We start from the raw sequence: 10,970 nt of genomic DNA on the forward strand, positions 1-10,970 counted from the left end.
GGTTCCGTTGGGGAACCGGCAGAGCGCCGTCGCACCGGGGACGTGACGGTTCACGCAGGGAGGCTCATGCGCAGCGGTCTCGGGGATGTCGCAGGCGGGCGCGTGAGCGCGCCACGGCCCACCGCCGCCGGTCCCGCTCACACGCCGGCGAGAGCTCGGCGTTGCGCGGGCATCGCGCCGTTCCCCTTTCTACTTCAGCTTGAGCGCGTCGACGAAGCGCCGGTCGATGATCTGGTCTGCCGTTAGAGGCCTGCTGTAGGACAACGCGTCCGTTTCGAGGTACCAGCTCTGGTAGGAGGCGATCTCCTCGGACACTCCGTCGAGGTCCGTCCCGAACTTGTTCGGTTCGAGCTTGCGGACGACGTCGGCATCGGTGCCCGAACCTGCCGCCAACGCGCCCACGACCTTGTCCTCGGCCCGGAAGTCACCCTGCAGATAGGTCCGCGTGGTGCGGGCCAGGGCCCGGACGAACGCCAGGCCGACATCGGGGTTCTGCGTGCGCAGTCCGTCGGAGAACCAGTAGTAGACGCTCGCCCTGCTGGAGATCAGGCCGGGCATGATCTCACAGCATCCGCTTTTGATGATGACGTCGTTGAACGGATTCGAGATATAGCCGACGTCGACGGCGCCCCGCTCCAGCGCGCCGGCGATGTCCGGGCCGGCGAGGTTCTCGAACTTGATGTCGTCCGGCTTGAGGTCCACGCCCGCAGCGCGGATCTTCGCGAAGAACAGGCCCATCGCGCCGGAGGCCCTTCCGGTGGGCACTCCCAGGGAAACGCCCTTCACGTCGGTCGCCTCGAACGTGCCGTTGGAGCCGAGGGACTTCTTGTTGATGTACCAGCCCTGGGTACTGTCCTCATGGCGTCCACCGCCGGAAAAGACCACGCGCGCCCCGGCGCCCCCGGAGGTCAGGTTGAGCACACCGGGGGTCGGAATGGTGACGGCCACGTCGATGCGCCCCTGGTCGAGCAGCACGTGAGCGTCCTGGGCGGGGAGGACCTGGACGTCGACTGTGAGATTCTCCTTCTTGAACTCGCCGAGGCCGTTGGCGGCGAACACCGCACCATAGGACAGGGCGCCGCTGGTCACCGCCACCCGGACGGTCTTGGGAACTTTCATCGGCACAGGTGCCAGCGGGTCGGCCGCGTTCACGGACGGGAACACGGCGGCTGTCCCGCCGTCACCTGTGTCGCCGTCACCCGTGTCGCCGCCTCCGCCGCATGCGGCGGAGAGCAACGCCACGGTCATCGACATCGCGGCCGCAGCCAACGATCTACGCGACGTGACCGCCCTGGGCACCCTGTGAGAGCGGCTTTGGCCGACGTCGGCTCTGCCCCTCAGGTGGAGCGAAGTGCTGAGCAACATGACGAACGTACCTTTCTCGGGGGGATTGGGACGTTCCCGGCGGTCCTGACCCTGTCGCTTCGGCAGGTGTGGCGGTACGGCCGACGGCGCCCCGCCGGTAGCGTGACGCCGTCGCCGGATCGGCCGTGCCGGTCAGGGCATCGGGAACAGATCGGGCCCGAAGTCCCGGACCGTGGCGAGGCCGTAGTTCGTCAGCCCGGCGAACGATGCGGCCCGGCCCATCTTTTATTGCGAAGTTTCGTGAAAGTATGCGGAAGGTCGTAATGATAAGTCAATTGGCGAAGGCGGCTCCGTGGTCGTGTCCGGAGAGACGGACCGCTGGGGCTGCTGTCGGCTCTTGTCTTGGGTCGCGACCTACCGTAATGTGTCACGAAATAGTGGTGAAACGCTGGAAAGCGCTGTTTAAGCTGGAGACCCCGGCCATGGCGGCGATTGTGCGAGCGTCGGATCTCCCGCGCGGGCTCGGCATGCGGTGTGCCAACCGGTTCTCGGCCAACGGAGGTTCCGGGGCATCGCGGGTCGGTGAGCCAGGTCGCGGGTGGAGCTTGGTCTTCAGCGGAAATTACTGGGTGTTAGGGAGTGGTCAACGTGGACCCGGTGAACGTAGAACTCGTCATCCCCGTGAAGCTGCCGACCGACGGGGTCGTCAACGTGTACAACCCCGCGCGCACCGATGAGGTGGTCGGGACGATTCCCCGGATGTCGGTGGCCGACGTCGACGCCGTGGTTCGCGCGGCGCACGACGCGCAGCGCGCCTGGGCCGCGCTGACGCCCGCGCGGCGTTTCGAAATGATCGAAGGCGTGGTGACCGCTCTCGACATCGCGGGCATGGATCAGCTGCTCACCCGCGAGCACGGCAAGGTGCTGGTGGACTCCACCCGGGAGCTGAAGTACCTCGACTACCCGGTCAAGTTTCTCGAGGAGCACCTGACCTGGCTGACAGAAGGTGAGGATCTGGGCGACTCGGGGATGCACCGCACGCGGATCTACCGTGACCCGTTCGGTGTGGTCGGTATCCTCGCCCCGTGGAACGTGCCCATCGGCATGAGCGTCATCACCATCGCCCCGGCACTGCTGGCCGGCAACTCGGTGGTCGCCCACGTGCCGGTGACCGCGCCACTGACGGTCATGAAGCTCTTCGGCCGGCTCGCCGCCGCGCTTCCCGACGGAGTGCTGTCGCTGATCTCCTCGCCCGACACGAAGGTGGCCCAGGCGCTCGTCGAACATCCGCTGGTGCGTCACGTCCACTTCACCGGAAGCCCGGCCATCGGCGCACTCGTCGCGCAGGAGGCGGCTGCGACGAACACGACGATCACTCTCGAGCTCGGGGGCAACGACCCCGCCATCGTGCTGGACGACGCCCTGGACGACGCGTCGATCTACCAGCGGCTCGTCACCGCGGCGTTCCCGTTCGGCGGGCAGGCGTGCATCGCGCTGAAGCGGCTGTACGTCCCCGCCGCCCGGGTCGGTGAGGTCGTCGAAGGGCTGGGCGCCGTGCTGCGCTCCACGGTCGTCGGCGACGGCATGCGGCCCGAGGTGACCATGGGCCCGTTGCACACCGCGGCCATCCGCGCCCGGGTGGCGCGCCTGGTGGAGGAGTCGCGGGCGGCCGGCTTCCGGGTGGACGAGTACGGCACGCTCGTCGACGACCCGGAGCGGGGCCACTTCCTGCTTCCCACGGTGGTGTCCGGGGTGACCAACGCGGCCGCGGTGGTCCGTGAGGAGCAGTTCGGCCCCACCCTGCCGGTGATCGGGTACGACTCCCTGGGCGAGGCGGTCGCGATGGCCAACGACTCCGAGTTCGGGCTGGGCAGTTCGGTGTGGTCGAGTGACGTGGACCAGGCGGTCGCGCTGGCGCGCCGGATCGAGGCGGGCATGACCTGGATCAACACGCACGGCGGCCCCGGCATCGACGGCCGGGCGCCGTGGGGCGGCGTGAAGCAGAGCAGCGTGGGGCGTGGTGGCGCCAACCGGGCGGGGCTCGAGGGCTTCACCGAAGGACACGTGATCACTCTGCCCGGCTCCGCGCGTTAGGCGGACGTCAGGGAGCGTCCTGTGGATCGCGGTGACAGCCGCGCCAGGCGCAAGATCCACAGGACGCTCCCCGCGGAACGAGCCCCTGCCGCCTCGATCTCTCGGTGAGAACGGCGGTGATGGACGGTGGTGACGGACGGTGGGCCGTGGCTCGGCCCACCGCCGGCGGACGGGTCGGCACCGTCCGCCATACCGAGATCCTGGAGTGGGGCGCGGCAGGGTCGCCCGCCTCTTCGCCGTCGCCGGCCTCGATCAGCTGCGAGACGATGTCGGTCGGCGCTCCTAGATAAGCGCGGATACCGCTCAGTTCATCGCCTGTGCGCGTACGACGTTCGGACCCACAAAGCCGGAAGACGCCAGTGGCAGCTAGGCAAACTATTGCGAATCTCTGCAATAATATACGGTATTTCGTTATTGTGGCCAGTATCCAGGACGGCCTGCGAGGGGTCGCCGCCAGGCGCGGAGAGCGGTCACGCCTTCGGCGAATGCCCGTCGCCTCCGGCCTGTCGTGAGCGTGCGGGGCGTCGCGGTAGGGGTCAAAGCCCAGCCGGGGGGTGAAGGGCCGCCCGCCCCCGCCGCTGTCATCCGTGCGCGAGACCGGGCCCCCGGGGGTGCCGGTCACACAGGTGCGGCCTAGCCAAATAATACGGTTAATCGTAAGATATAACGATATGTCGGAACTAAAGATGCAAGCCGCCGCCGGGGAGCCGGGCGGACCGACCGTGCAGCTCGCCCGTTTCGCCGCCGAAGCCGGTGCCGCAGACCTGCCGCAGGTCGCGCTCGACGGAGCTCGACGCCTCCTGCTGGACACCGTCGCGTGCGCCGTCGCAGGGTGGGATCTGCCGTCGAGCCGGATCATCCGTGAGCTCATGGAGGAGCAGGGAGGTCGGCAGGAGGCGACGGTCCTGGTCAGCGGCGCCAGGCTGCCGGCCCCGGCGGCGGCGTACGTCAACGCGCACCTGTCCAACGCGATCGATGCCGATGACACGCTCAACTACAGCGCCCACATCGCCGCCTCCACCGTCGCGCCGGCGCTGGCGATCGCCGAGCGTGTCGGCAGCTCGGGCCTGGACACCCTCGCCGCGATCGCCCTCGGCTATGAAGTGGCCGGACGCATCGGACTCTCCCTGCGCGGCCTGGTCGTCACTCCCGCCGGGTCGTTCACGTTCGCTCCCGTCACCGGGTATGGCTGGACCGGCTTCGCCGCCGCGGTCGCGAGCGGCCGGCTGCTGGGCCTCGACACCATGGGGATGCGGCACGCCTTCGGCCTCGCCGCCGCCGCCACGCCATTGCCGACGTCGGGGAAGTTCGGCCTCGACCTTCCCCGCCCGATGACCAAGTACGGCCTGTACGGTGAGATGGCCCAGGGGGGAGTCATGGCGGCACTCCTGGCCCAGCGGGGGTTCACCGCGGATACGACGGTGCTCGATGGCGAGCGCGGGCTCTGGCGCATGGCCGGCTCGCTGGACTGCGACTGGACGGCGCTCACCGACGGGATCGGCACCCGCTGGCTGGTCGATGAGGCGTCCTACAAGGACTATCCCGGCTGCCGATTCCTCAACCCGGCCATCGACGTCTTCCTGGACATCCTCCGCGACGAGGGCCTGACCGCCGACGAAATCGAGCGTGTCGAGGCGCTGGTGCCCGGCAGCGCGATCGCCAAGCACATGAACGACCCGGCCGTCGAGTCCATGGTCGACGGCTGCTTCAGCCTGCCGTACCTGCTCGCGTGCGCGGTGCTGGCCGGCCCTCCCGGTCCGGGGTGGCACAGGCCCGAAACCCGCTCCGACCCCGCCATCCGGCGCTTCTCGGCCAAGGTCGACGTCGGGGTGGAGCCTCGGGCCGCGCAGGCGGCGAAGGAGGACCTTACCCGGTACGGCCACAGCGTCAGGATGTGCACGACGGTCACGGTCGAGGCCGGGGGGCGGCGCTTCACCCGCAGCGCCGACTATGCCCGCGGGGATTCCTACACACCGGAGACCCGGATCACCGATGCGGACATCGCCGACAAGTTTCGCCGTTACACCACCGACGCCCTCGGCGAGGAACGGAGCGAGCGGGCCCTCGCGCTCGGCAACGAGCTGGAACGGCTGGAGAACCTGGAGAAGTTCGTCGCCGGCCTCACGGTGCAGGCCTGACCTGCCCGCGGGGGTGCACTCCGGGTACGGCGGCGACGATGCCCTGCCGACGCCGTCGGGGGGCCCTGATCCGGAACCTAACCGATCGACGCCGCGAAGACGCGTTAAGGGAGAACGTCCGGCGTCAACCCGCCAGGCCGGGTTGACGCGGTTTCATCAGCATCGCTCGTAGCGCCTCCCCCGAGGAGGTGCGCCGCTCCTTCCGGATCGGGCGGTGTTCGACCGAGGTCAATGCCGGGGATGCGATGAGGTCTTGGCGTCCATCGGCCGAAGGCCAAGCGCTGGGAGCGTCTTGATCGACGGATTTTTGATGTGCAAGGTCCTTGCGACGGTATCCTCGATTCGGACTCCATCATCCTGGGCATGGCCGGTGCGCGATCTTGCCGTCTCCTCATGTCCGATGATGACCCGTTAAATGTTTCCGTTGATCGACCGGTGTCGGCCGGGTGTTTCGGGGGCTCGGTCGGCCACCCGGGTCATGCGCGACATCGAGTGATTGATCGGCGTGTTTCCGACTGGCAAGGCCTCGTATATGGATGTCGCACAGCGGTCCGCGGTTGCGACACGTGGAAGGGATTCCGATGGCGAAGGCTGTGGAACCGGCCCCGTCGGCAGAGGCCGCCTCGCTGGCACGGCGCGGGCGGCGGCCACGTGGCGGTCTGGTGGAGGCCAATGGCACGACTGTGCCCGCCGCCGCCCGGGCGATGGCGCTTTTCGAGGTCTTCGGGCGTGAACGGCGCGAGCTCACCAAATCCGAAGTGGCCCGGCTGCTCGACATTCCGGAGAGCAGCAGTTCCGATCTGCTCAATACGCTGCACGAGCTCGGTTATGTGAGCCGTACCGCGACGACGCGCCGCTTCTACCCGACCGGCCGGCTGCTGGCCGTCGCCACGGTGATCGCCGAGAATGATCCCCTCTCGGCGTTCGGGGCCGAGGCGAGCGGGCTGCTCGCACAGCGGTCGGGCGAGACCGCGTGCTGCGCGGTGCTCGACGACAACCGCATCAAGGTGGTCGCGGTCTCGGAGGGACGGCACCGCCTGCGCTATGTGATCGGCGTGGGGGACACCTTCACCGTCCACGGCACCGCGATCGGCAAGGCGCTGCTGGGCGGCCTCGACGACCATGAGATGAATCGGACGCTGAGGCTGAAGGCGTTGTCCAGGCTCACGGACCGGACGAAGACCGAGCCGCGAGAGCTCGAGGACGAGGTTCGCAAGCACCGGGAACTCGGCTGGTATCAGGCCCTCGACGAGGGCGCGGTCGGCGTCAGTTCGTTCGCCGTCTCAGACCGGGTCGGAGACGATGTCGTCGGTCTGGGCATCATCGGCCCCACCGACCGGGTGCGGTCCAACCAGGACGAGTTACGCCAGATCCTTTTCGAGGTCAGGGACACCGTCTTCGGACGCACCTCCTGATCGGCCCGTTCCCCGGCACCGGCGGCTTGGGTCCAAGCCTCTTGCGCCGCTGTTCGACCGGAACTCTTCTCTTTCTGTGGAACTCAACGTGAAGTTGGGTTCCTCGGCCAGCGAGTCGGCGCTCGGTGTGTCAGTCGGCGACGCGGGTGTAGTGATCGCGCCAGTCCTCACCCTCAGGGATGTCGTACTGCGCCGGCCGCGGCTGTTCCCTGGGGGCGAGACCCCTGGGGTCCTCGCCCTTCTGGACCCGTTGGGCATTGTCGATCATCTGCCGTCTGAAGCGGGCGATGGCAAGGTCGGAGGGGACGAGGTGCTCTATCGGGGAGCGCCCCACGGGACCCATTGAGGCGCTGACGGCGAAGTCCTCGGGGATGAAGCGGTAAAGACCGGTGAAGCTGTCGTTCTTCATCGCCTCGCGGTCCTGCCGCCAGTTGTTCGACTTGTTCGGACGGTCCGGCAGGTCGTGGAACTCGCGCCCGGCTCCGTAGAAGTCCTTGGCGATGTCGTCGATGCCGTAGTAGGTGCGGATCTCCTGGCGGGCCTCCCCGTCCCTGATGTTGCGGGTAGGGTCCCAGAACGCCATGAAGAGGTAGGACCGGTCGTCGTCCACGGGTAGCACCAGCTGGGCGAGGTGGCCGGACTGGATGAGGATCGAGGTGGGGTGCTTGAAGCTGGTCACTCTGGCCCGGCGGCGCACCGTGCCATCGGGTTGCGGGTGCTGGCTTATGGCGGCGTAACGGAGGCCGAAGTCGGTCTCCTGCACCTCGATGTCCGGTGCGAGGTCCTGCGCCAGCACGCCCGCGGACGCGACGCGGGGCTTCCCGCCGAAGCTGGGCGCCGGTCCCTCACCGGCGACGAGTTGACGCAGGGCGTCCTGGTGCAGTGAACCGGTGTGGGTCGTGTCGATCAGGCCCTCGACAAGACGGGTGTAGTTGGCGGAGCAGACGAGGAGTTCGACGACGATGTTCTCGTCGGGCAGGTCGAAGAACGGGTAGTGCTGGAAGGGCGGCTCCTTGTCCTGCGGGCCGAAGTAGCCCCAGATGATGCCGCCGGCCTCGCGCACGGCGTAGGCGGGTTGACGCACCCGCTCCTTGAACCGCGGATCCCGGACGTTGGGGGTGTCGAGGATGGTGCCGTCGACGGCGTACTTCCAGCCGTGGTAGAGGCAGCGCAGCCCGCCCTCCTCGTTACGGCCGAGGCACAGCGAGGCGCTGCGGTGGGTGCACAGTTCGTCGAGCAGGCCCAGGCGGCCCTCGCTGTCCCGGAAGAGCACGTAGTCCTGGCCCAGTGTGCGGACGCGCATCGGATCGCCGTCGTTCTCGGCCACATCCGTGGAGAGCGCGATAGGCAACCAGAACCGCTTCAGGCACGCATTCATCGGTGTGCCCGAGCCGACCTCCATGAGCAGCTTCTTCTGACTGATCAGGTCCATGCCCGACATCCCTTCGCCATGGTTAGGTTACGAGCCACATTCAGTACGGTATTTCGGTGTATCGGACAGGGCCTCGCGGTTGGTGGCAAGGTCGCGAGGCCCCCTGCGGGGTGCCGAGACAAGGACCGCGCTGTCGCTCCAGGCGGGCCGGCCGATCTCGTTGAGGCGGTGGACGACACCGCGTACGGCGTCTGCGCCGGTCAGAACCAGGCGGGCGATCATCGGGACGGCATCATCGCCGGCCGACTTCGCCGCACGATCGGTTGCGCCTTCCGCCTTTCCTGATCGGGCGGCCTGTGCGCGTCTGACAGACGTGTCCTCACGTCCGATCGGCGTGGCCCCTCATGCCGGTTCGGCGGGACCGACCTCCGCCGATCTCGGCCTCTGTTCTGCCGGATCCATGCGCTCGTTCCTCCTGCCACCCCGCTTTGTTTCGCCAAGATTGCGATATCTCGCGAGATATTACGGTTGAACGTTGATTAAGACAAGGGGTGGACGCTGCTGCGGGCGCGTGGGATCTCCGGTGGCCCGTGACTTCGGACGGTAGAGGGGGTGGGCGTCAGGGAGGGGGTGGTGAAGCGGTGCACCTGTGCCACCATTCCGGGGAACCCGGTCCGAGGTGCTCTTTCCGGGGCCACCGGATGGGGTCCCGGGCGGGCGAGGGGGGCGGGCGTGCCGGGTCGCGTCGACTTCCCTTGTGGGGGTGGATGTCCGTGGGTGAAGACGGATGCCGGAAGCCCTTGCGTCCAGTCTGCGAAATATCGTAGATTTCCACGAAGTTACACGGGTCTCTCGCAAGGGTGAACCGTGACGCTCAAGGAAGTGCGTGTGCAGGCACTAAGTGATTTTTCCAGGCTGACGGGTTCCACCATCACCATGCCGGTGGTCGGCGCCATCGATCGAGCCGGGCGCCTCGGGGTGCGCTCTGTGGCCGACGTGCCGGACCATTCGGACTTCACCGGCGCCTCCTGGTCGGCTCGGCCGAGGAGTCCGACCAGGTACCGGAGTGCCACGGGAGCGTGCCGGATCCGATCAATGCGGCCGCCTCCCGCCGCCCACGGCGGTGAGCGGCACGGAGTGCTCTGTCTCGCTGGTCGTCGACCGCTTCGAGCCGGAGCGCCTCGGTGGCCGACTGCGACCGGTCGCGGGTGGTGACCTGGTCACCGCCTCGGTCGGCCGTGTCGGCGTCCTTTGTTCCTCCTGCCGTCCTTCCCGCGTGCTCCCCGAGCGTCCGAGGAACCGGATGCCCTCGTCCGATGCATGTAGATCTCATTTCACGTCATTGACTAAAACCACGATAAATCGTAGCTTTACGCGAAATCCCGTAATAGCAGTCGTTGGATGACGACGAGCGGAGGGTTCTGATGTCGGAGAAGAAGTGTCCGGTTCTGGACATCGCCAAGGTGAACAACGCGCATGGGCACGCGGAGGCCTATGCCGAGGTGCGTGCGGGAGGGCCGGTCGCCAGAAGTGAGGACCTGGGCGGCTACTGGGCACTCCTCGGCTATTCGCAGGTGCGTGAGGCCGCAAACGACACCGGGCGCCTGTGCTCGGGGCTGGGCTCGACGATCCCGGCCCTGGGTATGACGTTCCGCCCCATCCCGGTGGAGGTGGACCCGCCGGAGCACCGCAACTACCGCCGGATCCTCGTGCCGGAGCTGCGCCCGGACCGGGTGGCGGACTGGGAGGAACTCACCCGTCGGAAGGCCGACGAGGCGATTGACACCTTCATCGAGAGCGGCAAGGGCGACCTGAACGCCATCTCGCGGTACATGCCGCCGGCGGTGATCGCCGCAATCCTCGGAGTGCCCGACGACGGCCCGACCATGGTCGAGCTCACCGACGACATCAACCGCGCGGCGACGAGGAACGACGCGGAGGGGAAGAAGAACGCCAACATCGCGCTGATGCGGTTCGTCGAGAAGATCGTGACCGAGGCGGAGCAGGACCAGGACCGTGCGGACCTGCTCACGATGATCGCCAACGCTGAGATCGACGGCGTGCCCATCGGGCACGACAAGGCGATGGCGATGACCATCACCGTGGTCGTCGCCGGCCAGGAGACGACGGTGAACGGGATCGGCGGCGCCCTGTGGCGCCTGGGCGCTCACCAGGACGTCAAGAAGCGCCTGCTGGAGGACCCTTCGCTGATCTCCACGGCCGTGGAGGAGAGCCTGCGCCTGGATTCTCCGGTGCAGATGATGGGCCGGACCGCCACCGCCGACTTCGAGCTCGAGGGTGTGCCGATCTCCAAGGGCGACCGGGTGGGGCTGGTGTGGGGCGCGGCGAACCTCGACCCCGCGAAGTTCGAGAACCCCGAGAAGTTCGACATCGACCGGCCGAGCAACCCCCACGTGGCCTTCGGGCACGGCATCCACCGCTGCATCGGGGAGCACCTCGCCCGTCTTGAGATGCGCGTCGCCATCGAGCAGGTCCTCGCCCGCATGCCCGACTTCGAGCTGGACGGCGAGATCGAGATCGGTACCAACATCCCCCTGAACCGCGGTCCCAAGGCGATCCCCGTCAAGTTCACCCCCGGCCCTCGCGTGTACGCCGCCTGATCGGCCTGAGGTCCGTCCATCGATC

At 67.8% G+C, this 10,970-nt stretch carries 6 protein-coding genes; 4 read left to right on the forward strand and 2 right to left on the reverse strand.

What is annotated here, in order from left to right; all coding sequences use genetic code 11:
• Positions 1-189 precede the first annotated feature (189 nt).
• Positions 190-1,119 (reverse strand): hypothetical protein, encoded by a 930-nt coding sequence (locus ABZ260_RS06995; protein WP_355613798.1) that lies wholly within the window; start codon positions 1,117-1,119, stop codon positions 190-192.
• Between the two features lie 843 nt (positions 1,120-1,962).
• Between ABZ260_RS06995 and ABZ260_RS07000 the strand changes: the two genes are divergently transcribed.
• From ABZ260_RS07000 to ABZ260_RS07010, 3 genes are all read left to right on the forward strand, one after another.
• A complete protein-coding gene (locus ABZ260_RS07000; RefSeq protein ID WP_355613800.1) occupies positions 1,963-3,399 on the forward strand; it encodes an aldehyde dehydrogenase family protein in 1,437 nt (478 codons plus the stop codon).
• 671 nt (positions 3,400-4,070) lie between these two features.
• Positions 4,071-5,537, forward strand: a complete 1,467-nt coding sequence (locus ABZ260_RS07005) for an MmgE/PrpD family protein (RefSeq protein WP_355613802.1) — start codon at positions 4,071-4,073, stop codon at positions 5,535-5,537.
• 581 nt (positions 5,538-6,118) lie between these two features.
• Positions 6,119-6,952, forward strand: coding sequence for an IclR family transcriptional regulator (locus ABZ260_RS07010; protein ID WP_355613804.1), 834 nt, complete (start codon positions 6,119-6,121; stop codon positions 6,950-6,952).
• A 130-nt stretch (positions 6,953-7,082) separates the two neighbouring features.
• Here ABZ260_RS07010 and ABZ260_RS07015 read toward each other — a convergent pair whose 3' ends face one another.
• A complete protein-coding gene (locus ABZ260_RS07015; RefSeq protein ID WP_355613806.1) occupies positions 7,083-8,384 on the reverse strand; it encodes a Rieske 2Fe-2S domain-containing protein in 1,302 nt (433 codons plus the stop codon).
• A 1,364-nt stretch (positions 8,385-9,748) separates the two neighbouring features.
• Here ABZ260_RS07015 and ABZ260_RS07020 point away from each other — a divergent pair.
• Positions 9,749-10,945 (forward strand): cytochrome P450, encoded by a 1,197-nt coding sequence (locus ABZ260_RS07020; RefSeq protein WP_355613808.1) that lies wholly within the window; start codon positions 9,749-9,751, stop codon positions 10,943-10,945.
• Positions 10,946-10,970 lie beyond the last annotated feature (25 nt).

The organism is Streptosporangium sp. NPDC006013 (assembly GCF_040614275.1).
In the GTDB taxonomy this organism is placed as follows: Bacteria; Actinomycetota; Actinomycetes; order Streptosporangiales; family Streptosporangiaceae; genus Streptosporangium.

Bases quoted from the DNA above. Each gene is read 5' to 3' on its own strand.
- ABZ260_RS07010 (WP_355613804.1), top strand. From the start codon at position 6,119: ATGGCGAAGGCTGTGGAACCGGCCCCGTCGGCAGAGGCCGCCTCGCTG.
- ABZ260_RS06995 (WP_355613798.1), bottom strand. From the start codon at position 1,119: ATGAAAGTTCCCAAGACCGTCCGGGTGGCGGTGACCAGCGGCGCCCTG.
- ABZ260_RS07020 (WP_355613808.1), top strand. From the start codon at position 9,749: ATGTCGGAGAAGAAGTGTCCGGTTCTGGACATCGCCAAGGTGAACAAC.
- ABZ260_RS07015 (WP_355613806.1), bottom strand. From the start codon at position 8,384: ATGGACCTGATCAGTCAGAAGAAGCTGCTCATGGAGGTCGGCTCGGGC.
- ABZ260_RS07005 (WP_355613802.1), top strand. From the start codon at position 4,071: ATGTCGGAACTAAAGATGCAAGCCGCCGCCGGGGAGCCGGGCGGACCG.